Annotated in this window: 22 protein-coding genes; 15 read left to right on the forward strand and 7 right to left on the reverse strand. The window is 61.5% G+C overall.

The features are described 5' to 3' along the window. Positions 1 to 57 precede the first annotated feature (57 nt). A complete protein-coding gene (locus tag HH303_RS13515; RefSeq protein ID WP_169625899.1) occupies positions 58 to 975 on the reverse strand; it encodes a LysR family transcriptional regulator in 918 nt (305 codons plus the stop codon). Positions 976 to 1,084: 109 nt separating this feature from the next. On the opposite strand from HH303_RS13515, the gene HH303_RS13520 reads away from it, so the two are divergent. From HH303_RS13520 to HH303_RS13540, 5 genes are all read left to right on the forward strand, one after another. After that, entirely contained in the window at positions 1,085 to 2,074 is a 990-nt protein-coding gene (locus HH303_RS13520) for a glutathione S-transferase family protein (protein WP_169625900.1), read from the forward strand. Between the two features lie 25 nt (positions 2,075 to 2,099). Further along, positions 2,100 to 2,813, forward strand: a complete 714-nt coding sequence (locus HH303_RS13525) for a pirin family protein (protein ID WP_169625901.1) — start codon at positions 2,100 to 2,102, stop codon at positions 2,811 to 2,813. Positions 2,814 to 2,888: 75 nt separating this feature from the next. Further along, a complete protein-coding gene (locus tag HH303_RS13530) occupies positions 2,889 to 3,590 on the forward strand; it encodes a gamma-glutamylcyclotransferase (RefSeq protein WP_319637429.1) in 702 nt (233 codons plus the stop codon). Beyond that, entirely contained in the window at positions 3,587 to 4,006 is a 420-nt protein-coding gene (gene msrB / locus HH303_RS13535; protein WP_169625902.1) for a peptide-methionine (R)-S-oxide reductase MsrB, read from the forward strand. Before HH303_RS13530 ends, msrB begins: the two co-directional genes overlap by 4 nt. Positions 4,007 to 4,136: 130 nt before the next feature. Continuing rightward, positions 4,137 to 5,978, forward strand: coding sequence for a tetratricopeptide repeat protein (locus HH303_RS13540; RefSeq protein WP_169625903.1), 1,842 nt, complete (start codon positions 4,137 to 4,139; stop codon positions 5,976 to 5,978). A 17-nt stretch (positions 5,979 to 5,995) separates the two neighbouring features. Here the strand turns inward: HH303_RS13540 and HH303_RS13545 are convergent, their stop codons facing one another. Then, complete coding sequence (locus HH303_RS13545; protein WP_169625904.1) at positions 5,996 to 6,628, reverse strand: helix-turn-helix transcriptional regulator; 633 nt, start codon at positions 6,626 to 6,628, stop codon at positions 5,996 to 5,998. A gap of 80 nt (positions 6,629 to 6,708) precedes the next feature. Here HH303_RS13545 and HH303_RS13550 point away from each other — a divergent pair, with 80 nt between their 5' ends. After that, positions 6,709 to 8,310, forward strand: a complete 1,602-nt coding sequence (locus HH303_RS13550; RefSeq protein WP_169625905.1) for a Rieske (2Fe-2S) protein — start codon at positions 6,709 to 6,711, stop codon at positions 8,308 to 8,310. Further along, positions 8,307 to 9,770 carry an MFS transporter gene (locus tag HH303_RS13555; RefSeq protein WP_169625906.1) on the forward strand — a complete coding sequence of 488 codons (1,464 nt, stop codon included), beginning with the start codon at positions 8,307 to 8,309 and terminating at the stop codon, positions 9,768 to 9,770. The genes HH303_RS13550 and HH303_RS13555 overlap by 4 nt, the downstream gene beginning before the upstream one ends. On the opposite strand, the gene moaB is transcribed toward HH303_RS13555, so the two are convergent. After that, the gene (gene moaB / locus HH303_RS13560) at positions 9,736 to 10,272 is read right to left on the reverse strand and encodes a molybdenum cofactor biosynthesis protein B (protein WP_169625907.1); all 537 of its coding nucleotides are present in this window, start codon (positions 10,270 to 10,272) and stop codon (positions 9,736 to 9,738) included. The genes HH303_RS13555 and moaB overlap by 35 nt on opposite strands. Before the next feature lie 11 nt (positions 10,273 to 10,283). Further along, complete coding sequence (locus HH303_RS13565) at positions 10,284 to 12,101, reverse strand: lytic transglycosylase domain-containing protein (protein ID WP_169625908.1); 1,818 nt, start codon at positions 12,099 to 12,101, stop codon at positions 10,284 to 10,286. A gap of 259 nt (positions 12,102 to 12,360) precedes the next feature. Between HH303_RS13565 and HH303_RS13570 the strand changes: the two genes are divergently transcribed. The 5 genes from HH303_RS13570 to uvrC all read left to right on the forward strand — a co-directional run bounded on the left by HH303_RS13570 (position 12,361) and on the right by uvrC (position 18,515). Then, positions 12,361 to 12,570, forward strand: coding sequence for a DUF2065 domain-containing protein (locus HH303_RS13570; protein WP_169625909.1), 210 nt, complete (start codon positions 12,361 to 12,363; stop codon positions 12,568 to 12,570). An 88-nt stretch (positions 12,571 to 12,658) separates the two neighbouring features. After that, complete coding sequence (uvrB, locus tag HH303_RS13575) at positions 12,659 to 14,806, forward strand: excinuclease ABC subunit UvrB (RefSeq protein ID WP_169626333.1); 2,148 nt, start codon at positions 12,659 to 12,661, stop codon at positions 14,804 to 14,806. 4 nt (positions 14,807 to 14,810) lie between these two features. Next, complete coding sequence (locus tag HH303_RS13580) at positions 14,811 to 15,611, forward strand: SDR family oxidoreductase (protein WP_169625910.1); 801 nt, start codon at positions 14,811 to 14,813, stop codon at positions 15,609 to 15,611. Beyond that, positions 15,608 to 15,991, forward strand: a complete 384-nt coding sequence (locus tag HH303_RS13585; protein WP_169625911.1) for a dihydroneopterin aldolase — start codon at positions 15,608 to 15,610, stop codon at positions 15,989 to 15,991. Before HH303_RS13580 ends, HH303_RS13585 begins: the two co-directional genes overlap by 4 nt. A 556-nt stretch (positions 15,992 to 16,547) precedes the next feature. Continuing rightward, positions 16,548 to 18,515 carry an excinuclease ABC subunit UvrC gene (gene uvrC, locus HH303_RS13590; RefSeq protein WP_406611411.1) on the forward strand — a complete coding sequence of 656 codons (1,968 nt, stop codon included), beginning with the start codon at positions 16,548 to 16,550 and terminating at the stop codon, positions 18,513 to 18,515. A 23-nt stretch (positions 18,516 to 18,538) separates the two neighbouring features. On the opposite strand, the gene HH303_RS13595 is transcribed toward uvrC, so the two are convergent. After that, positions 18,539 to 18,961 (reverse strand): MarR family winged helix-turn-helix transcriptional regulator, encoded by a 423-nt coding sequence (locus HH303_RS13595; RefSeq protein ID WP_227421856.1) that lies wholly within the window; start codon positions 18,959 to 18,961, stop codon positions 18,539 to 18,541. A gap of 360 nt (positions 18,962 to 19,321) precedes the next feature. On the opposite strand from HH303_RS13595, the gene HH303_RS13600 reads away from it, so the two are divergent. From HH303_RS13600 to HH303_RS13610, 3 genes are all read left to right on the forward strand, one after another. Beyond that, complete coding sequence (locus tag HH303_RS13600; protein ID WP_169625914.1) at positions 19,322 to 20,236, forward strand: branched-chain amino acid aminotransferase; 915 nt, start codon at positions 19,322 to 19,324, stop codon at positions 20,234 to 20,236. Positions 20,237 to 20,360: 124 nt separating this feature from the next. Then, on the forward strand, positions 20,361 to 21,101 hold the full coding sequence (locus HH303_RS13605) for a glycosyltransferase family 2 protein (protein ID WP_169625915.1): 741 nt from the start codon (positions 20,361 to 20,363) through the stop codon (positions 21,099 to 21,101). A gap of 5 nt (positions 21,102 to 21,106) precedes the next feature. After that, a complete protein-coding gene (locus HH303_RS13610; protein ID WP_227421828.1) occupies positions 21,107 to 21,445 on the forward strand; it encodes a lipid-A-disaccharide synthase N-terminal domain-containing protein in 339 nt (112 codons plus the stop codon). Positions 21,446 to 21,456: 11 nt separating this feature from the next. On the opposite strand, the gene HH303_RS13615 is transcribed toward HH303_RS13610, so the two are convergent. Together HH303_RS13615 and HH303_RS13620 are read right to left on the reverse strand one after the other, a co-directional pair. Continuing rightward, positions 21,457 to 22,269 carry a phosphatase PAP2 family protein gene (locus HH303_RS13615; protein WP_169625916.1) on the reverse strand — a complete coding sequence of 271 codons (813 nt, stop codon included), beginning with the start codon at positions 22,267 to 22,269 and terminating at the stop codon, positions 21,457 to 21,459. Next, the gene (locus HH303_RS13620) at positions 22,266 to 23,738 is read right to left on the reverse strand and encodes an ArnT family glycosyltransferase (protein WP_169625917.1); all 1,473 of its coding nucleotides are present in this window, start codon (positions 23,736 to 23,738) and stop codon (positions 22,266 to 22,268) included. Before HH303_RS13620 ends, HH303_RS13615 begins: the two co-directional genes overlap by 4 nt. Positions 23,739 to 23,807 lie beyond the last annotated feature (69 nt).

A 23,807-nucleotide genomic window follows, 5' to 3' on the forward strand; every position in this document is an offset into this window, starting at 1 on the left:
GGCGCGTCAAGCCGCGATTGCTTGTTCGCCGGATACCGAAACCTGTCGCACGGCTTCTTACTGCGGCCACATGAGCTCCGGCCCGGCGAAGCGTGCGGTCAGGAAATCGATGAAGGCACGGACCTTGGTCGATAGATGCCGGTTCGGCGGATACAGCGCATGGATGCCCAGCGGTTCGCCCTCGAATGCTTCCAGCGCGGGTTCCAATTCGCCGGTTTTTATCTGACAGGCGCATAAGAAGGCGGGAGACAGGACAACGCCCAATCCGTTCGCGGCGGCCTGGGCGAGCGCATTGCCGCTGTTGGAATGCAGGGTGCCGCTGACCCGTACGACGAGGTCGGATGATGGATCGTCCGGATCGCGGAACCGCCAACTGTTCGGCGCGTCGATATAGGCATAGGTCAGGCAGTTATGATCGGCCAAATCTTCCGGCCGTTTCGGCTTCCCGTGTTTTTCCCAATACGCGGGGGAGGCCAGGATCGGACGGCGGGATTGTGCAATGCGTTTGGCGATCAGGCTGGAATCCTCCAGGCGCGGGGTGATGCGGATCGCCATATCGAAACCTTCTTCGATAATGTCGACACGCCGGTCGCTGAAATCGATATCGACCAGCAATTCAGGATTGGCTGCCATGAAATCCGGTAGGGCGGCCGCCAAATGCGAAATGCCGAAGCTCAACGGTGCGGACACGCGCAACTTCCCGCGCGGGATTTCCTGCAAATGGGTGACGGCAAGCTCCGCTTCTTCCGCTTCCGCGATGATCCGACGGCAGCGTTCGTAGAAGGCCTGACCGATTTCCGTCAGATGCAGGCGGCGTGTCGTGCGGGCCAGAAGCTGCGCGCCCAGCCGCTGTTCCAGTCGCGTGACTTGCTTGCTGATCGCCGATTTCGACTGTCCCAGTTTTTCCGCCGCACCGGTGAAGCTGCCTGACTCCACAACGGCGGTGAAAACCGCAATGCCGCTGAGATCTTGCATCCTGCCCTCACGATTTGTTGAATATTGGAAACAATCTAATTCGATCTACGTCGATTGTGTTCGATTTGCAAGATATTAGGTTAAAGTCACACGACTGAAGGAGACAACAATGGGACTTCTGATCGACGGCCAATGGCATGACCAGTGGTACGATACGAAGAAAACCGGCGGTAAATTCGTTCGCACGGAATCGCAGTTTCGCAATTGGATCACGGCGGATGGATCGCCCGGCCCGACCGGGAGCGGCGGCTATGCGGCGGAACCGGGACGCTATCGTCTCTATGTCTCGCTGGCCTGTCCCTGGGCGCATCGGACCTTGATCATGCGCAGTCTGAAGGGGCTGGAAGACATGATCCCGGTTTCCATAGTGCACTGGCATATGGCGGAAAACGGCTGGACTTTCGACGACAGCGACCCGGACGTGGTGCCGGACCCGGTCTTCGGCGCGCGGTATTTGTACGAAATCTATACCGGCGTCGATCCGGACTATACCGGCCGGGTGACCGTGCCCGTGCTGCTGGATACGAAGACGCGGACCATCGTTTCCAATGAATCCGCGGAAATCCTGCGTATGTTCAATTCGGCTTTCGACGGGATCGGCGCGAAACGGGGTGACTATTATCCCACAGCCTTGCGCGGAGAAATCGACGCCTTGAACGACCGGATTTACGACACGGTGAATAACGGCGTCTACAAGGCCGGATTCGCGACGACGCAGAAAGCCTATGAAGACGCGGTCACGCCGCTGTTCGACAGCCTGGACTGGTTGGAAGGCATTTTGACGGACAGTCGCTATCTGACCGGCGATCGGATTACGGAGGCGGATTGGCGTTTGTTCACCACCCTGGTGCGCTTCGATCCCGTCTATGTCGGGCATTTCAAGTGCAATCTGTACCAGATCGCGGATTATCCGAACCTGTCGGGCTATCTGCGGGACCTGTATCAGCAGCCGGGTGTGAAGGACACGGTCAATCTGCACCATATCAAGGCGCACTACTATGGCAGTCACGACACGATCAATCCAAGCGGCGTGATCCCGGTCGGACCGGCGCAGGACTTGGATAAACCCCATGGCCGGGCGGCGCTGGCGGCCGCCTGACGCGGGTATGAATGGAGAAAAGGCAATGAGCATCGAGGTAAGACGGTTCGACGATCTGGGGCATGCCGATTTCGGCTGGCTGGATGCGCATCATCATTTCAGTTTCGGCCAGTATTTCGACCCGGATCGCATGCAGGTCGGGCCCTTGCGCGTTTGGAACGACGATACGATCCAGCCGGGGACCGGCTTTCCCGCGCATCCGCATCGTGACATGGAAATCATCACCTATGTCCGGCAGGGCGCCATTACCCATCGCGACAGCCTGGGCAATGAGGGCCGCACGGTCGCCGGGGATATCCAGGTCATGTCGGCGGGCACCGGTATCATGCATTCCGAATACAACCTCGAGGACGAACCGACGCAGATTTTCCAGATTTGGATCATCCCGCGTACCGAAGGGCGGCAGCCGCGCTGGGAAACGCGTCCCTTCCCGAAGGGGGACGATGCCGGGACGCTGCGCCCGTTGGCATCGGGACGTCGGGATGTGGTCGGTGCGGCCCCGATCGATCAGGATGCGACCCTGTTCGCCGGAACCCTGCCCGCGGGCGGGCAGGTGACACAACGCATCGGTAAGGACAGACAGGCCTATTTGGTATTGGCTCGGGGGCGGGTGTCGATAGACGGGGTCGCGGTCGGGCCGCGCGACGGGGTGATCTTGCGCGATGTCGACCTGTTGACGATGGACGTTCTGGAAGAAGCGGAAGTGATTCTGGCCGATCTGCCGTCACGGGAGTTGTGATCCGTTGTGACTATGGGTTTCACGCGCGGGGCTTGCCTTTTTGTGTAGGTAAGCCAAGATACCTGCTTGGGTGCGGTGCAACAGAAGGACCCGGCCTTGGTCGATAGAGAGACGATTAAGAACGGATTTTTCCAGGAAATGGTCCGCGCGGCGGAATCCATGGGGATCAAGGCCCTGTGTGACGAATCCCGCCGAAAATCGCGGGAAGATACCCTCGCCAAGCGTCCCGACGGGGCCGATGTCTGGGTCTTCGCCTATGGATCCCTGATGTGGAACCCCGCCTTTCATTTCGTGGAACGCCGGACGGTTCGGCTCTATGGCTATCACCGCTCCTTCTGTCTCAGCACCCCGCTGGGCCGGGGGTCTCCGGAATGTCCGGGCCTCGTGCTGGGCCTGGATCGCGGCGGCTCGGTGCAGGGCGTTGCCCTGCGCATCGACGAGGCGCTGGTGGAAGAGGAATTGGATGTGATCTGGTCGCGGGAAATGGTGACCGGATCCTACAGCCCGACCTGGGTTCGCCTGAAGGACGAAGGCGGGAATCGGATTCACGGCATCGCCTTCGTCATGCGTCGCGACTGCGACCGCTATGCCGGTCATCTGACGATGGAAGAAACGGCGGCGCGGATTTCGCGGGCGGTCGGTAGACTGGGGCCCTGTTCGGATTATCTTGAAAACACTGTCACGGCGATGGACGAAATCGGTATCGCCGACGGTTATATGCACGATCTGCGCGACCGGGTTCGGGCGCTGCAGTCAATGGAAAGCGCGGCACAATGAGCGACGGAAAGACCACGAAGACGAAGATCAACCTGACCGATGCGGATTGGCAGGAACGCCTGACGCCGGAAGAATTCGAAATTACCCGCCGTCACGGCACGGAACGGGCGTTTTCCGGCAAATATAATGCGGAAAAGCGCAAGGGCACCTATCTGTGCAAATGCTGCGGCGAACCGCTATTCCACTCGAATACCAAATACGACAGCGGATCAGGCTGGCCCAGCTTCTTCAAGCCGATCGCCGACGACGCGGTGGAAGAGCATTCCGATACCAGCCTGTTCATGCGTCGGACGGAAGTTGTCTGCGCGCGCTGCGATGCGCATCTGGGGCATGTTTTCCCGGACGGTCCGCGCCCGACGGGGCTGCGCTATTGCATCAATTCCGCCAGTCTCGACCTGGAAGAAGATATCGGCTGACGCCCCGCTTTTGCGGCGGTCTTTACCGAACCTTTGACCCAATACGCGTTCCCGCCTATACCCCATGACCATGGCACAGGCACGACGTGGAAATGGATCGGGCGGGCACGACCCGCGATTGGAACAGGCGATGGCCCTGCATCAGGCCGGACGCCTGATGGAGGCCGACGGCTATTACCGTCAGGTCCTGGACAACAATCCGAAGAATAAGGACGCGCTGCGCCTGCGGGGCGCGCTGGCCTATCAGATCGGTCGGCCCGAAGCGGCGGCGGAATTGCTGGCCGCTGCGCGCAAGGCAGACCCCAAGAACCCGGAAGTGTTGACCCTGCTGGGCCTGTCGCTGGAAGGGTCGGGCAATCCGGAAGGGGCGGAACAAGCCTACCGCAAGGCCCTGTCCCTGGCACCGAAATCGCCGGAAATCTGGAACAATCTGGGCGCGTTGCTGCGCGAAACGGATCGGTTGGAAAAGGCGGCGGAAGCCTTCGGCCGGGCCGTCGTGCTGAAACCGGATTATGTCGAGGCCTATCAGAATCTAGGCGCCACCCTTTTTCGGATGGGTAAGCTGGAGGCTGCCTTGGCCGCCTTCGAAACCGGCCTCAATGTGTCGCCCGACGATCTGGATATGCGTCTGAATTACGGGGTCGTTCTGTCGGCGGCGGGCCGCATGGACGATGCCATCGAATGCTTCGACCATATCCTGGAAAAGGCGCCGGGCGATCCCGATACACTGACCAATATGGTCGGTGCCCTGATGCGGATGGAAGAACTGGACCGTGCAGAGGAAATCGCGCGTGAGGCCCTGTCCGCCGCGCCGGAAAGCCCCGGTGCGATGGCCAATCTTGCGATGGTGTTGAGTGCCGGTCGGCATTTCGACGAGGCGGAACCGCTGTTCCAGGACGCGCTGCGGGCCGCGCCGGACTTCGCCGATGTCTGGGGCAATTATGCCAATATGCTGAATGCCGCCGACCGGCTGGAAGAAGCGGGCGTCGCCTATGAACGGGCGCGGAAGCTGGCCCCCGGCGATGCGCGGCATGCCTTCCAACTGGGGCTGTGGCATCTGAATACTGGCGATTTGGAAAAGGGCTGGCGGCTATACGAAAGCGGCTTCGATGCGGGGGAACGCGTGACCGTGCCCGCGCCGAAACTGCCGCGCTGGGACGGGTCGCCGGTTCCGGGGAAACGCATCCTGCTGGTCCCGGAACAGGGTTTGGGCGATGAAATACGTAACCTGTCCTGTCTGCCGGACGTGATCGATGTCGCGGGCGAAGGCACCCAGATTATCCTGGGCTGCGATGCGCGGTTGGAAGGTCTGGTCAACCGGTCCTTCCCATCGGTCCAAACAGTGCCGCGCGATGCCGTCGCCTCCGTCAAGGCCGATCTCGGCTGCCCCGTTGCGTCGCTGCCCGGCTTGTTCCGCAACGACCTAGCCGATTTCCCGGAAAAGGCCGGATATTTGAAAGCGGACCCGGCACGGGTCGCGGCGCTGGAAGAAGTGCTGGTGGAGCTGGGGCGCGGCATCAAGGTCGGTATCGCATGGCGCAGCGGCTTGATGCGGTTGCGCAGCCGGGACGCGCTGTCGGACATCGCACAATGGGCGCCGGTTTTCGACGTGCCGGGCGTGCAATTCGTCAATCTGCAATATGGCGATGTGGCGGCGGAATTGGCGGGGCGGCCGGTTGCGAATGTTCCGGGTCTCGACCTTCTGAACGATTTGGAAGGCGCGGCGGCGCTGACACATTCCTGCGATCTTGTGATCAATATGGGGACGTCTGTCGGGGATATGGCGGGTGCCTTGGGCGTGCCGTGCTGGACCCTGCTGCGGAAACCCGAATGGATCACGCTGGGGTCGGAAGGACATCCGTTCTATCCGCGCACCGAAGTGTTCTGGCGCATGCCCGATGAAGATTGGGCGGCGGTCCTGCACCGGGTCGCCGAACGCCTGGACGTTATCAAGCGGCGCTGGCAGGGATAGGCGCCAACCTTTTCATGTCAGCCTTTCGGCGTCACGCGGTAGGCGCAGCGCCGCGCCCCGGCCAGGATATGATCGACCCTGTCGACCTGACAGTCCGGCCCCAGGGCATCCCGAAAGACCTCCAGCTCCATCGCGCAGAGGCCGCTGCAGGACTGGGCCGCGCTGCAGATCGGGCAATGGTTCTCAATGAACAGGTACTCGCCCGCGTCGGCGGACATGGCCGCCATGTAGCCTTCGCGGTTGCGTTGTTCGGTCAGGCGTTCCAGGCGGTCCGACAGGGTTTCGGCACCGCTCATCAGGGCACGGTAATCGGCTTTCTGACGGTGCGACCGTTCCGTGATCAAGGCGTCCATCGCCTCGTCTCCCAGGCTGGTGCGGATCGCGTTGATCAGCCCGACGGCGAGGTCGGCATGGGCGTCGGGGAAGTATCGATTCGCCCGCTCGCTTAAATGCCAGAGCTTTACGGGGCGGCCGACCGGCCGCGCCTGTTCTTCCGTCCCGACAAGGCCTTCCGCCTGCAGGTCGTAGAGATGCTGACGGATCGCCATGGCGGTGACGCCGAACCGTTCCGCCATTGCCGCAGCACTGGTCGGGCCGTCCGTCTTCAATAGGGTGAGGATATCCTGTCGGGTCTTTGTCTTTTTCGTCATAATTATTTTCTAAAGAAAAAACTTGCATAAATCAAGAGGGGAGCGTTCCCTAATGAAAAGATAGCGGAAGGATAGGTGTTATGACGCGGCTAGAGTCAGTCTGGACAGACATGGGAAGCCTCTCTGATTTGGAGGAGAAAGGCCGTCTTCTGCGAAAGCGGGATGGGAAACAGATCGCCCTGTTCCTGCATGACGGCGTGGTGAAGGCCTGCGACAACCGCTGTCCGCATGAAGGGTATCCCTTGATCGAAGGCACAGTGGCGGAAGGGTCGGCGCATTGTGTCCTGACCTGCAACTGGCACAATTGGAAATTCGATCTGGACAGCGGGGAAACCCTGACCGGCGGGGACAAGCTGCGCCGATATCCGGCACGGATTACGTCGGCCGGACGGATCGAACTGGACCTTGTCGACCCGCCCGCGGATACCGTGATCGTGGAGGCGCTGGACAATCTGGCGGACTGTTTCGACCGGGTGGAATACGACCGTATGGCGCGAGAGGTTGCACGCTTGATTAAGGCGGGCGGCGACCCCTTGGACGCGTTGCGTCGTGCTATTACTGAATTGTGGGAAAAATTTGAATACGGCGCGACCCATGCGCTTCCGGCCAGCGCGGACTGGTTGAGCTTGCGCAAGGAAGACGGGACCGATCCCGTCCGTAACCTGTCCATGCTGGTCGAATGCATCGGCCATTTTGCCTGGGATACGCGGCGGGAACCGGTCTATGCCTTTGCCGCCGGTCGGGCGGATTGGGACGAAGACGGTTTCGTCGCGGCGGTCGAGCGGGAAGACGAGGCGGCAGCCTGCGCCATGGTGCGAGGGGCTTTCGCCGCCGGACTGTCCTGGGCGGATGTCGAGCGCGCCTTCGCCCGCGCCGCCCTGGCCCACTACGCCGATTTCGGCCATTCGGCGATTTATACATATAAGATGCGCGCACTGTCCGATCATCTCGGCGACCGGGACAGTGTGGAACGGCTGTGCCTCCTTCTGACCCGATCCATCATCACGGCCAGCCGGGAGGATTTGATCCCGGAGTTCCGCGCCTATGCCCCGGCTTTGACGGCATGGGATGGGATGGGGACGGAGGTGCCAGACGCTGATACCCTCAAGAAAGGATCTCTAAGGGCGATCCTGGAGAAAATTTCGGCGGGCGGTGCCGACCCGGACGCGGTGTTCGACGCCTGTATGGAGGCGGGGGCATGGCAGATGCTGCATTTCGACCTCTCCTGGCAGGACCGGACGGACAGCACCGTGTCCCAGTCGGTCGGCTGGCTGGATTTCACCCATACGCTGACCTTCGGGAATGCGGTGCGAAAGCTGTGCGAGGCTCATCCCGACCTGTGGCCCCAAGGTCTTTTGCAGATCGGCTGCTTCCTGTCGCGCAACGGCGGCTTCACCGACCCCGCGCTGGATAGCGCGAAATGGGAAACCGACGCGCCGCTCTCCGCCGTTGAGGCAGCCCTGAAAGGGGTGGAGGACCACGGTCGGTTCGAATACATCGTTGCCTGTCACCAGTTGAAACTGAGCTTTGCCCTGCGTGAGGAAATGACCGAACGACCCGATAGATCCTGGCACCGGATCGCCGCCGCCGCGTTGACCCGCTTCCTGAACAGCCCGTTGAAGCGGAAACATGTGCGACGCGTCGCCCATCAGGCCCTTGCCTTCGTCGGAGCGGCGGAATGAGCGCCGCGGGACATACGGAAGTCGGCCCGGTTTCCTGGCGCGATTTGTTGAGCGGCCCGAACGGGCGCATGTTCGCGGTGCTCAGCCTCGGCGTCTGGCTGCATGCAGCCGACAGCACCGTCGTCGCCACGTTGTTGCCGGGGGCGGTCGCCGATATCGGCGGAGCGGCCTATATTTCCTGGAACTTCGTTCTGTATGAATTGGCGTCGATCGCGGCGGCCTGCTGCGCGGCGCTGGTCGCGCGGCGCTTCGGCTTGCGCCGCTCGATGATCTGGTCGGGGCTGGCGGTCGCCGTCGGATGCGCGTTAAGCGCCGCTACACCGGTCATGGCGGGTATGCTGGTCGGGCGGACGATCCAGGGCGCGGGCGGCGGTTTGCTGGTGGCCCTGACCATGGTGGGCGTGGCGAGCCTGTTTCCGTCCAACTATACCCCACGCGCCATGGCGGCCATCGCGGCGGTATGGGGCTCGTCGTCCTTTGTCGGCCCGCTGATCGGCGGCGTATTTGCGGAAATGGGGCTGTGGCGCATGGGGTTCTGGGCTTTCGCCGCGCAGGGTCTGCTGGTAGCCGTCGCGCTGCGTTGGAATCTTCCCGCCGATGCGCGGACGGAAGATAACGGTGCCCGCATTCCCTGGCGGCGTCTGTCCGTCTTGTCGCTGGGCGTGTTGGCCATCGCGGGCGCGGGGCTGGAGGAAGGCATGACCCTTTTGACCGTCGCCATTGCCGCGTTGGGGCTGGTCGGGATGGCACTCTTCCTAAAGCTCGATGGGCAGGCCGGGGATGCGAACCGGCTGCTGCCCAAGATGACGGGGAACCTGCGATCCCCCGGCAGCGGCGGGTTTGCGGCTGTGTTCCTGTTGGCCTGCGCGACGGTCCCTTTCGCGATCTATGGCCCGATCCTGCTCGGCATCCTTCACGGCACGGGGCCGCTCGCCGCGGGTTATATGATCGCGTTGGAGTCCGTTGCCTGGACGGTAGGCGCGCTGTTGCTGGCAAAATATGTCGGGACGATCCAAATTCGCATCATCCGGTGGAGCTTTATCGGAAGTCTGATCGGCTGCGTCGGCTTGGTGTTCGTTTTTGTGCCGGGGCCGGTCTGGGCCATGCTGCCCTTCATCTTCCTGTTGGGTCTGGGGTTCGGCGCGGCCTATGGGCATATCGTGCAGCGCTGCGTCGATCTCGTCCCGGCGGAAGACAAGGATCGGGCGGCGGGCGCCATGCCGACGATCCAGACGATCGGTTACGCGGTGGGGGCGGCGGTAACCGGACTGGTTGCCAATCTCGTCGGCTTCGGCCATGCCCCCAGTCCGGCGGCCGCGGTGGAAGCCGCCCATTGGATTTTCGCGGTAATGGTGCCGGTCGGTGTGTTGGGAGTGCTGTCCGTTTATCGGATTCCGGCGGGCGATGTGGAAAAGGCGCCGGATCTTACAGCCCCTCATGCTCCCGAAGGCGGGGCATGAGTTCGACGAAATTGCAGGGGCGGAACCGATAATCCAACTGGAAATGCAGGATTTCGTCCCAGCCGTCCTTGCAGGCGCCGGTCGACCCGGGAAGGGCGAACAGATAGGTGCCCTTGGCCAGTCCGGCCATGGCGCGGCTCTGGATCGTCGACGGCCCGATCTTCTTTGCGGAAATCCAGCGGAAATATTCGCCGAAACCGGGAATGTCCTTCTCGCAGACCTTGGCCATGGCCTCCGGCGTGACATCGCGACCCGTCAGGCCGGTGCCGCCGGTACTGACGACACAATCGACCGCCGGATCGTCGATCCAGCCCGTCAGGATGGCGGCGATGGCGTCGGCGTCGTCCTTCACGATCTTCCTGTCGGCGAGGATATGACCGTCCGCCTCCAACCGTGAGACCAACGTATCGCCCGACCGGTCGTCGGCGAGGCCGCGCGTGTCGGATACCGTCAGGACGGCGATTCGTACCGGCTTGAATTCTTTGGTTTCGTCGATCGACATGGCCTTTGGCCTTATTGGGCGCTGACCGGAACGGCTGTCTGATCCGTCAGCATTGCATTGCCGTCTTGATGGACATAGATCGGCCAATCGCCGCCGATCAATTGATCCATGCTTGTCAGCGACTGGTTCAGGCGCATGCGGTATATCCAGAAATTCGACAGGACATGTTCGACATAGGCCCGCGTTTCGCGGGACGGCAGGCTTTCGATGAACAGCAGCGGATCGTTGGCGTAATCGATCTTCGCGCGCCACCGTTGCAGATTCCCCGGCCCGGCATTGTAGGCGGCCAGGGTGTAGAGAAGGTTGCCGTTGATTTCTTCCAGGTCCAGGACGTGGCGGATATATTTTTGGCCCAGCGACAGGTTCAGCGACGGTTCGTACAACGCGGCCTGTCCCGCCCCGCCGAAGCGTTCCCCGGCCATGAAGCCGGCTGTGGCGGGCATCAACTGCATCAAACCGCGCGCACCGGCTCGGCTGGTCGCCCGGGCGCGGAACTGGCTTTCCTGACGGACGATGGCGAAGACCAGCGCCCGGTCGATCTTGAACCCGTCCATCGGCTCCCATCCCGGAACCGGGTAGAGCGCGCCGTCGAGCTGGATACCCTGATGCCGTTCCATGTCCCGGCCAAGCCGGAAGGCGACATCGGCCAGACCGGATCGATCGGCCAGCGACAGCAACAGCGCCGACAGGCTGGGCGGCAGGGCGTCGACGAATTGGCGCAACTCGCCATCCGCGCGTTCTGTCTGCCCGGCCTCGATCAAGGCGATGGCGCGTTGCGCGGCGGGAATGCGGAACAGCAGTTCAACTTCGGTTTCGCCCAGGGTCGGCACGCCGAAATCGAGCGGCGGCGTCAGGCCGAGCGCCCGGATCGCCAATAACCCGTAGAAGGTCCGCGGCATTTCCGCCGCATGTTCCAGCATCACGCTGACCTTCTCGGGATGCTGCCCGATCAGATAGGCGCGCGACGCCCAGAAGCCGCCCGCGGCGCGCAGCCAGTCATCCGCCTCATTGGACACCGACAGTGCTTGGAAATGCGCCGCCGCGCGGTCCCAGTTCCGGCTCCGGAAGGCTGCGAGGCCACCCCACCAATGGGCACGGGCCGCGCCGTCCCCGGCTATTTTCTCCGCCTCGGCGGCGGCTTCCATGGCCTTGTCGTCATAGTGATAGCGGTAATATCCGCGCGCCACGACGCCCAGGCTTTCCGCCAAACTGACCGGATCGAACAGGCGTTTGTTCGATTTCGTCATCAGGCGGTCGAGCGCCAGGGTCACGTTGCCGCGCTGAACCAGGCTGCGAATTTGACGTTGGACCGACCGAATCTGCGACCGTTCGCTACGGCTCTTACCTTCAAATTTGCGGCTGACATTGTCGTCGGCTTCGGTTTCCGTACCGCCGACGGCCTCTTCGAAGGCTTCCACCGTGTCGAGGCTGGGCAGTTCGACCGCGCGCGGCCGCTGCGGGTGTTTGTAATTCGCCGGACGGCGTTTCAGCGCCAGATCATAAATGCGGCCCGCGCCCGGGTGATCGGCATAGGCGTCCATCCAGTCCTTCAGTTCCAGATAGGCCGACCGGTATTTTGTCGGATGCATATAGCGCTGGAACAGGACATGCCCCATCAGAATCGGGTCGTGCAATTGTGCGATCAGGCGGTCCGCCTGCTTCCAGTCGCCATCCCGCTGCACATCGAAGATTTCGCGATATAGCGCCGCATCCTGTTGCGACAAAACCGCCGGGAGTGCGGTCGCCTGACCCGGGCGGGCGGTGCCGCTGGGGGCCATGGCCGCGGTTTCGGATTGCTGCGCATACGCCGGAAGGGCGGCCCCCGCCATCAGGCAGATACCCGTCAAAACACCGGCAAACCGGCGCAAGGTCAGTCGTTGCAGGGAAATGGCCCCGTCCCCCCGAATAGCGGCCCCGCCACGCGAACTTCAAGAAACCGAGCGTTCGGCCTGATTTCCAATGCAGGTCGAATGCTGGCGAACCTGAAGGATTTTCTAAAATCTCTGGATAGTTTAGCTACGGTATTCGGCGCATTTTTGCAAGCGTGACGGTGGTGTTTCGCCTGCGACGAAAGGGACGGGTTTCAGGATGACTGTTGATTTTCCAACCGCGCTTTTACTGGCTTTCGGGCTGGTTCTGGTGATCGAAGGCTTGCTTTATGCGCTGTTTCCGGACGCGATGTTGCGGATGATGAAGGTGATTGTGACGATGTCCGCCGGGAGCCTACGCATCGCCGGGCTGGTCGCCGTGTCAGTAGGTGTTGCGGCGGTCTGGACGATACGGCTGTTGACCCTATAGTCAGAGCACGATGGCGAAAACGAAAGCGGCAGATACGGCGACCGAGGCCGACCGGGGTTTGAAACCGGCGGAGCCACAGGGATTCCTGATGGGCGACGCGCCGAAATACGACCGTGCGCTGACGGAAGGCGGAAAGCGATTCGTCATTCAATCCGATTTCGCGCCCGCCGGGGACCAGCCAAAGGCGATTGCCGATCTCATTTCGGGGATTCGCGACGCGGAACGCGATCAGGTTCTGTTGGGCGTGACCGGATCCGGCAAGACCTTCACCATCGCGCACACGATTCAGGAGGTGCAGCGTCCGACCCTGATTCTGGCCCCGAACAAGACCCTGGCGGCGCAGCTGTATGGGGAGATGAAGAGCTTCTTCCCGGACAATGCGGTCGAATATTTCGTCTCCTACTACGACTATTACCAGCCGGAAGCCTATGTTCCGCGGTCGGATACCTATATCGAGAAGGAAAGCTCGATCAACGAACAGATCGACCGGATGCGGCACGCCGCGACCCGCGCCCTGTTCGAACGTGACGACGTCATCATCGTCGCGTCGGTGTCCTGCATCTACGGTATCGGGTCGCCGGAGACCTACAGCCAGATGATCATTCCGATCGAGGCGGGGAAGCGTTTGGATGTTCGCGACCTGATGCGCGATCTGGTGGCGTTGCAGTACAAGCGGAACGATGCCGGATTCTCACGCGGGAATTTCCGGGTGCGCGGTGATACGGTCGAAATCTTTCCGGCGCACCTGGAAGACCGCGCGTGGCGGGTTTCCTTCTTCGGCGACGAGGTCGATGCAATCCACGAATTCGACCCACTGACTGGGGAGAAGACGGCGGCGCTGGAAGCCGTGCGCGTTTATGCCGGTAGCCACTATGTGACGCCGCGTCCGACGCTGCAGCAGGCCATCCAGCGCATCAAGGTGGAACTGAAACAGCGCCTGTCCGAATTCGAAGCCGCCGGGAAGCTGCTGGAACTGCAGCGGATCGAACAGCGCACGACCTTCGACATCGAAATGATGGAGGCCACGGGCGCCTGCAACGGGATCGAAAACTATTCCCGTTATCTGACGGGCCGCAATCCCGGAGAGCCGCCGCCGACCCTGTTCGAATACCTACCGGACGATGCGCTGTTGGTTCTGGATGAAAGCCATGTGACCGTGCCGCAGATCGGCGGCATGTTCCGGGGGGACTTTGCGCGGAAATCGACTCTGGCGGAATTCGGTTTCCGGCTGCCGTCCTGCGTCGACAACCGCCCGCTGAAATTCGAGGAATGGGACGCGATGCGTCCGCAAACGATCTATGTCTCCGCGACGCCCGGCAATTGGGAGCTGGAGCGCACCGGCGGGGTTGTCATCGAACAATTGGTCCGGCCGACGGGACTGATCGACCCGGTCTGTATCATCCGGCCGACCGCGCATCAGGTCGACGACCTGCTGGATGAATGCCGTAGCTGTACGGAAAAGGGGCAGCGTGTCTTGGTCACGACCCTGACCAAGCGCATGGCGGAAGACCTGACCGACTATATGACCGAAACCGGATTGAAGGTTCGATACCTGCATTCCGACGTGGATACGCTGGAGCGGATCGAGATCATCCGCGACCTGCGGTTGGGCGCATTCGACATCCTGATCGGCATCAACCTGCTGCGTGAGGGCTTGGATATCCCGGAATGCGCGCTGGTGGCGATCCTGGATGCGGACAAGGAAGGCTATCTGCGATCCAAGACATCCCTGGTTCAGACGATCGGGCGTGCGGCGCGAAACGTCGAGGGGCGCGTCATCCTCTATGCCGATCGGATGACGGACAGCCTGACCTACGCCATTGAGGAAACGAATCGCCGACGCGAGAGGCAGCAGGCCTATAACGAAGCGCATGGCATCACGCCGGAAAGCGTGAAGAAATCCATCGGCGACGTTCTCAATTCCGTCTACGAGCGTGACCGGTTGACGGTTTCCACCGGCGATGCGGAACAGGGCAATCTGGTCGGGATCGATCTGAAGACCTACATCCGCGACCTTGAAGAACGCATGAAGGCGGCGGCGGCGGATTTGGAATTCGAAACGGCGGCAAAACTGCGCGACGAAATCAAACGGTTGGAAGCCTACGATCTGGAAATGCCGATCGACACCCTGCCTATCGACCCGGCCATCGCGGCGAGCCTGATCACGAAAACACCGGAAGCGGTGCCGAGAGGGCGAGGCAAGGGACGCAAATCCGCCAAGGGCAGAAGGCGCTGACCCGATGACGGAGACTATCGAAACCACGCCACCGATCGCCATCGTGACCGGCGGGGCACGGCGGATCGGCCGCGCCGTGTCGCTGGCCTTGGCGGCGGCAGGCTATGGCGTCTGCATCCATTATCAGCGGTCCCAGATCGATGCGCGGGAATTGGCGGATCGGATCGCGGCAATGGGCTTGCCCGTCACCACCGCCCAGGCGGAATTGAGCGAACCGGGCGCTGCGGAGCACATCGTGTCCGTCGCACGGGGGCTGGGCCAGTTGGACCTGCTGGTCAACAACGCCTCCAGCTTCGATTATGACAGCGCGGAAGACTGGACCCGCGACGGCTTCGAAACCCAGATGGCGACCAACTTGCTGGCCCCGCTGGATCTCGCGCGGCATTTCCATGCCGCCTTGCGCGACCAGGGAACGACCGGATCCATCGTCAATCTGCTGGATCAAAAGCTGTTCAATATCAATCCGGACTTCTTTTCCTACACGATATCCAAATTCGCCCTATCGGATTCGACGGCCTTGCTGGCGATGCAGCTCGCGCCGATCTGCCGGGTGAATGCCGTCGCGCCGGGCCTGACCCTGGTCAGCGGCGACCAGACGCCGGAACAATTCGACGCCGTGCATCCGCAAACGCCCCTGCGCAGGGGGACGACGCCGAACGATGTGGCGCAGGCGATCCTGTTCCTGGCGCGGGCCCCGGCGATTACGGGGGCGGTTCTGCCGGTGGATTGCGGGCAACGCTTCGCCCCGTCGCAGCGGGACGTCATGTTTCAAGATACCCATATCCGCGGGCCGGAGGACAAATGACCCAAATTTCCAATTCCGGCGACCACTGGACCATCGAAATGCGCGGCATGGAGGTCCAGGCGTCGATCGGTGTCCACGACCACGAACGCCTTGGTCCGCAACGGTTGGTCCTGGATGTCGACCTTGTTCTATCGGAAGCGTTGACGGATGGGGCTGACCGGATCGAATCCGTAACCGACTACGATTTTTTGCGGACGGCAATTCTGGACCGGATCGCCCAGGGCCATATCGAAACGCAGGAAAAGCTGATCTCCGATATTGCGGATCGATGCCTGGACGTGTTGACCGTCATTTCCGTTACCGTCGCGTCCCGCAAGACGGATGTCTATCCGGATTGCGCCTCGATCGGGGTGCGGTTGACCCGGACTCGGAAATGTTAAGGCCTGCCGAATGCCCTCTGATACCGTTTTGTCATGGTAGTATAATCTTTTCCGGTACGCTTCGAAGGAAGATTTCAGGACTCATCGTAAATCTCTAAAATTTCGGAGAAATTTCGACTATCGGACGTTAGTTTTGCACAAGTCGTTAACGCGTCGTTTTTGCTACCTGTTAAGGAGTCTCTCGGCGTCGGATTTTTTGGACCTTAACCGTTCTTTCACACTTGACAGTTCAAAAAGCCTTTAAAAACAATGGGGTGATGTTTTGTGGTCAAAATTTGGGCAAAGCGATGGAGTCCCACGGGAAATAAGGCGGGGACGGTCTGGATCACATCTTTCCCACAAACTTATCCACAGCTGTGGTGGATTTCTATCAGGGGGGTGTTTTAACCGCGCCCCGCCCCGGTTGAGACTCGGAAAAGGTTATCGCGCAGTCTTGGAGAGTGGTGCTTGGCAAAAGATCGTACCCACGCTTGACCGAATCTCCGGCAACATCGACGTTTAGACCATGGCTGGAAAGAACCAAACACCGACGGATGCGTTGGATTCCATTCCTGCGATGCCGGATAGAGACAGTGTCAGCATGGACGGCGACGATGCGGCGGGCGGTTCGGAACGACGCCTGACGCGCGGCGCCGCCGTGGTGAAGTCCTATCTGGGGCATCTGGGCAGCGATCCCGGCGTCTATCGCATGATCTCGGCGGACGGCGAACCCCTTTATGTCGGTAAGGCGCATAATCTGAAGCGCCGGGTCACGACCTATTCGCGTCCGGAACGCCTGCCGATCCGTCTGCAGCGCATGGTCGCCGAAACCGCCACGATGGAATTCGTCACCTGCGCCAACGAGGTCGAGGCGCTGCTGCTGGAGAACAACCTGATCAAGCGGCTAATGCCGCGTTACAATGTTCTTCTGCGCGACGACAAGACCTTCCCGGATATCCTGATCCGCGGCGATCATCCCTATCCGCAGATTGTGAAGCATCGCGGCGCGCGGGATGTGAAGGGCGACTACTTCGGCCCCTTCGCGTCGGCGGGATCGGTGAACCGCACCTTGAACGTGCTGCAACGGGCCTTCTTGCTGCGCAACTGTTCCGACGGGGTGTTCCGGGGGCGCAGCCGCCCCTGCCTGCAATATCAAATCAAGCGGTGTAGCGCCCCCTGCGTCGGCTACATTTCCGAAACCGACTATGCCGCGACGGTCGAACAGGCGAAGGCCTTTCTGTCCGGTCGGTCCCAGGAAGTGAAGGATGCCCTGGCGACTGGCATGCAGAAGGCGTCGGAATCGCTGGATTTCGAACAGGCGGCGAAGCTGCGCGACCGGTTGCGTGCCATGGCCCAGGTTCAGTCGAGTCAGGATATCAATATCGAGGGGGTCGGCGACGCCGATGTCGTCGCGCTGGAACAACGCGGCGGGCAAAGCTGTATCCAGGTCTTCTTCTATCGCGGCGGTCGAAATAACGGGAACCGGGCCTATTTCCCCAGCCACGACAAGCAGATGGAAGCCGGGACGGTGCTGGCAGGCTTCCTGGGGCAATTTTATGAGAACCGCCCGCCGCCGAAAGACGTGATCGTGAATCTGGCTCCGGCGCAGATGGATCTGCTGGTGGAGGCGCTGTCGGTGAAGGCCGGTCGTCGCGTCGCTCTGGCGGTGCCGCAGCGCGGGGGACGACGCAAGGCCGTCGAACATGCCGCCGAAAATGCGCGCGAGGCACTGGACCGGCGTCTCGCGGAATCGTCCAGCCAGCGGCGTCTGCTCGCGAGTCTGGCGGAACTGGCGGGGCTGGATGCGCCGCCGGAACGGGTCGAGGTCTATGACAACAGTCATATCTCCGGCCGTCAGGCCATCGGCGGCATGATCGTCGCCGGGCCGGAGGGCTTCACCAAGGGTCAGTATCGGAAGTTCAACATTCGCGGCGAGGCAACGACGGCGGCCAGCGCGCCGGTCGGTCTGTCCGACGCGGCGGCGCCTTATGTGCCGTCCGGCGGGGACGATTATGCGATGACCCGTGAGGTCATCCAGCGTCGCTTCGCCCGTGCCTTGAAGGAAGATCCGGAACGGACCAGCGGCGTCTGGCCGGATCTGGTGATCCTGGACGGCGGCAAGGGGCAGTTGAGTGCGGCGCTGGAGGCGCTGGAGGAATTGGGCCTGGCGGACGAAGTTCCGGTCATGGCCGTCGCCAAGGGGCCGGAGCGGGAAGCCGGGCGCGAACGCGTCATCCTGCCGGGGACGGAGGAGCCGATCCTGCTGCCGCCGCGCGACCCGGTCCTGTATTTCATCCAGCGCCTGCGGGATGAAGCGCACCGCTTCGCCATTGGATCGCACCGCAAGCGGCGGGCGAAGGAACAGGCCGCCAACCCGCTGGACGAAATTCCGGGGATCGGCGCAAAGCGCAAGAAGGCGCTTATGCTGTATTTCGGATCGGCGAAGGGCGTGTCACGGGCGTCGATCGCGGATTTGGAGAAGGTCGACGGGATATCGAATGCGGTCGCCCGGAAAATCTTCGGGCATTTTCACCCGACTGGATAGGCCAACTGGATAGGTTGTGCAGGTTATTCCGCGCGGGTACCGAAACGGGCGCGATCCTCATCGCTGCTCATGATCCCCAGCATGACCTCGCGGAACCCCTCAACGGCTTCCGGTCCGACGGCGCGGAAGGCGCGGGCAATCAGTTTGCGCTGCGTTTCGGTCAACAGGCGTTCCAGTTCCTGCCCTTTGTCTGTCAGGGTCAGTAGCCGCTGACGTCGGTCGACCGTGCCTTGATCCTGGCGGATATAGCCTTCGGTGACCAACTGACTCAGCACGCGGCTGAGGCTTTGCTTTGTGATCTTCAGGATATTCAGCAGGTCCGATACGGACATGCCGGGATACCGACCGACGAAATAGATCACCCGGTGATGGGCACGGCCCAGTCCTCGGTCCGCCAGAATACGGTCCGGTTCCCCCGTGAAATCGCGATAGGCATAGAAAAGCATTTCAATGGCTTGGCGCAATTCCTCTTCGCGTAGGAACAGCGGGTTGCCGGTCTTGAGCGGTCGGCCGCGGTCGCGGCCGGACCCGGAGAGGGGGCCGGTGGCGGCAGTCGTCGGCGACAGAGGTTTCGGTCTGTTTATGTCAGTCATATTGACATATATGCCTCACGATGTTACTTGCCGCAACGATCAAGCATAAACGATCATATCGTTTGGCCGGTTGTTTGGGTAATAAAATTTCTCAATTCTCCTGGAAAGGCCGGAGAATTCCTGAAATGTATAAGCCTGATCAATAGCTTGCGGGAGAAACGGGGCGTCGGACGCAAAAATCGACGAAGGCCCCCAGACATTGGAGTGATGGAAATGGCGTTGGTTCCCTTCGACGATCGCGACGGTACAATCTGGATGGACGGCAAATTGGTGCCCTGGCGGGATGCGAAACTGCATGTCCTGACCCACGGTCTGCACTATGCGTCCGGCGTCTTTGAGGGGGAGCGTGTTTATGGCGGCGAGATTTTCAAGCTGACCGAACATACCGAACGCCTGCACAAATCCGCCGATATTCTGGGTTTCAAAATTCCCTTTTCGGTCGAAGAAATCGACGCGGCCTGCAACGAGCTGATCCGCGATAACGGCATCGTCGACGGCTATGTCCGCCCGATCGCCTGGCGCGGGTCGGAAATGATGGGCGTGTCGGCGCAGAACAATACGATCCATCTGGCCATCGCCGCCTGGGAATGGCCCGCCTATTTCAGCCCGGAAGCGCGCATGGCGGGCCTGAAGATGCGGATTTCGGACTGGGCGCGCCCGGACCCGAAAACCGCGCCGGTGATCAGCAAGGCGGCGGGCCTCTACATGATTTGCACCCTGTCCAAGCACAAGGCGGAAGCCGAAGGCTATCACGATGCCCTGATGCTGGATTGGCGCGGCTATGTCGCGGAAGCGACCGGCGCGAACATCTTTTTCCTGATGGAAGACGGGAAGCTGCACACGCCGAAGCCGGATTGCTTCCTGGACGGCATCACGCGCCGCACGGTGAAGGCGCTGGCCGAAAAGATGGGTTACGAGGTTGTCGAGCGTCACATCATGCCGGAAGAAATGGCGAAGGCGAGCGAGGCCTTCCTGACCGGCACCGCCGTCGAGGTGACGCCGGTCGCGTCCATCGGCGATTATCATTTCAATCCGGGCCGGACCTGCGAAAGCCTGATGAAGGCTTATGACGAGGAAGTCCGGCGCGGGTCCGACAAGGCCGCTCTGATCAGCGGCTCCGCTGCCTGATTACGGTTCCGTTGCCGCCGAAGACAAGGGCGATATTGAACGTGCCATTCGGGGTCGGGCGTGATAAGCCCGACCCCGTTCGCTTTCCGAAGCGCCCGTTATCGACGAATGAACCTGCGGTCCCATGACGAACCCTACGCAAATCAATGTCAGCGTCGTCGTTCCCGTCTGCGACGAGGAAGACAATGTCGCCCCATTGATCGCCGAAATCGCGGCGGCCTTTCCGGACCGGGACCGGTGCGAGATTATCTATGTCGATGACGGTAGCCGCGACGGAACGCCCGCGTCCCTGACGCAGGCAAAGGCGGATCATCCCAATTTGCGCGTCCTGACGCATCGCACCCGATCGGGGCAGAGCCGTGCCATCCGAACCGGCGTGCTGGCGGCGCGGGGTCGTCTGATCGGCGTCTTGGACGGTGACGGCCAGAACGATCCGGCGGATCTGCCGCGTCTGGTTGCGATCTTCGATGCCGCGCAGGCCGACGGCGAAACCATCGGGATGGTAATGGGGGAACGCGAAAAGCGGCAGGATAGCGGTTTTCGGCGATTCATCAGTCGGGTTGCAAATGCCTGCAATCGCGGTCTGTTGAACCATACCGCGCGCGATGTCGGCTGCGGCTTGAAGATCGTCTCTAGGGAGGTCTTCCTGCGCATTCCCTATTTCGACCATATGCACCGTTTTATGCCGGCGCTCGTCGGCCGGGAAGGGTTCACTGTGCGGTATGAGCGGGTCAATCACCGCGCCCGGCCCCGCGGCAAATCGAAATACGGAACCCTGGAACGGGCCCTTGCCGGACTGGTCGATCTGTTCGGTGTCTATTGGCTGGTCAAGCGATCCAAACGCCCGACCATAGTTGAGGAGTGACCCCGATGGGGTGGCTGGACCAAATCGTCGACAATTTGATGGCGACTCCCGTGGAAGAAATGATCTGGATCGGGATCGGCCTGCTGGGTCAGGCGCTGTTTTCCATGCGCTTCATCATCCAGTGGATCGTCAGCGAAAAGAAGCGCGACAGCGTGATCCCGATCGCCTTCTGGTATTTCAGCATCGGCGGCGGGCTGGTCATGTTGTCCTATGCCATCTGGCGCGCCGATCCAGTCTTTATCCTGGGGCAGAGCACCGGATTGTTCATCTATCTGCGCAATCTCTACTTCATCCTGAAGCGCCGTCGGGCGGAACTGGAAGTTCCGGATCCGACGACGGACTGATTTCCGTTCACCTAGCGGAACAAACCGGTCAGTCGGCTGCGCAATGCCGCGCGGCGGTGTTTGGACGCCTCCGTCTTTGCAGACGGTATCAAAGCGCCAATGCCGCTGGACAGAGCATTCCATGTAGGTTGCAGGAAGGCGAAATCCGTTTCCAATTTCCGTTCGATCACCCAGCGATAGAGCAGTAACACGGACCCGCAGGTGATGACGCCGGAAAACAAGATGTCGCTAAGGAAGTGCGACCCGTTCATCATGCGCAGCAGGCCAAGTCCCAATCCCGCCCCAAGGGACACGGCGATCCACAGTTTCCGCCGCCGCGCGGCCATCAGCGCCAGGGCCAGCGTGACATAGCCCAGCGAAGCGTCGCCGGACACGAAGGAACAGTTGCGATCGCATTGATCCGCGATCAGCAGCGGCGGAGTGAATTCCTTCGTCCCGCCGAAGATTTCGACATGTTTCGGTCGGGCGCGGCCCCAATTGTCCTTGAACACGGCATGCACGACGAAGCCCGTCGCCAACACGATGCACAACAGGAAGAAGCCTAGCCGGGTCAGTTCCTTGATGCGGGCCAGCGGGATCGTCGCCCAACGGAACAGAAAATAGATCAGCAGGAATCCCGCCACCCAGCCGATGGCGGGGCGCAGGAAATCGTTGCTCCACGCGTTGAAGGCGGTGAAGCGCAGCCAGAAATCGTTGCCGCCCTTGTAGAAAAGCGCCGCGGCGTGCAGGTCGATTTCCGGGAAGGGCAGGAAGATCGACGCCAGCAGAACACCGATACCCAGACAGATATTCAGCATGCCCATGGTGGACCAATTGCCCGTCATTGCTTCGCCCCTTCCAAAAGTCGCAGTTCCAATGTCCTGTCCCGACCGGCCCGGCCATGCAGGGTGATCGGCGGCAGGACGGTAGCCTGATCGAAGGCATCGACGATGGCGTCGACACCGTGCGGCGTCACCAGCAGCACGCGGTCGCCGTCGTCCTGCGGTCGATACAGCCACGCCATTTCGTAATGGTGGTCGATCTTTGCGTCGTGGTTCCAGGCACGCAGGATCAACGGCCGGTCCCGTAAGGCATAGGACAAGCTGGCCGTGATCATTCTGTCGTCCAACAACAGGACCGATGTGCCGCTGGCCTGCGCCGCTGCCTCAACCTCCCGTGCGACGTCGGTCCAATCGGGAATGGCCTTGAACGGATCGCGGCCCAATAGGCGGACCGACGCATCGGGCATCACCACAGCGCCGTATAGTAGTAGGGCAACGGCCACATGCAGCGCCACCGACGCCTTGATCCAGACCGGTCGGGACATCAAGACATGGACTGTCAGCAAGGTCGCTGCCGGGAAGGCCGTCGCCGCCCAGTTGGCATTGGCGCGCGACATCAGCGACAGGCCGCAGACCAGTAATAGGATCGGCACCGAAAAGGCGATCAGGAATTTCCGCTCCGCGGTCAATGCGGCGATCCGCTGCCGCGTCCAGGGCAGGCACAGTATAAAGGCGGCGAACAGGATCGGACCGAACACCCCGAACTGCGATCCCAGAAATTCCCCGAACTTGTCGAAATGCAGGACGATTCCCTGATAGTTCGCATTGTCCGCCGTATGACCGACCGTGGCCCAGCCATGAGCCGCATTCCACCAGACATTGGGCAGGATCATCGTGCCGCCCAGGACGAAGCCGACAATGGGCTTCAAGGCGTTGGTCAGGAGTCCCCGGCGAGCCTCGCGGCTGATCACAAGGTGAAGCGCGGCGCAGAGCAGGAAATAGCTCATCGCGTATTTGGCGTTGAGGCCCAAGCCGAAGGCGATAGCCAGCACCAGGACATCCGCCCAGCCGCCACCCTTCACCAGCCGGTCCCATTGCAGCAGCGCCAACGCCCAGAAGGTCAGCAGCAGCGCGTCGGTCGACATCAGCAGGGAAGAGAAGGCCACCGCCGGCAGGGTCATCCAGACGATCCCGGCCCACAAACCGGTGCGGTCGTCGAACAAGCGTCGGCCCAGCATGGCCAGAACAAGGCCGGTCGCGATCTGGAACAGGCAGGACGGCAGCCGGACGGCCCATTCCGCATTTCCGAACAGCCAAGTCGAAAACCCGATGGCCCAAGCGATCAGCGGCGGTTTCGAGTAATACCCGAAATCGATGTCGCGGGACCATGTCCAATACTGCGCCTCATCCCCTTGCAGGGTCAGCGGCGTTAGCAGCAGGACGCCGATCCGGACGGCCAGCAGGGCTAGTGCCGTGATGAGAAGCGGCTTCCAGAAAAATCCGGATTGGGGGGAGTTGGGGGTGCTAACCATGCCCGTCGCCGTTCGATGAATGACGGTTCAGGGCCTACACCATTCGACGCCGATTACCAAGCATCCTCA

It is taken from the genome of Pacificispira spongiicola, assembly GCF_012926505.1.
Taxonomy (GTDB): domain Bacteria; phylum Pseudomonadota; class Alphaproteobacteria; order UBA8366; family Aestuariispiraceae; genus Pacificispira; species Pacificispira spongiicola.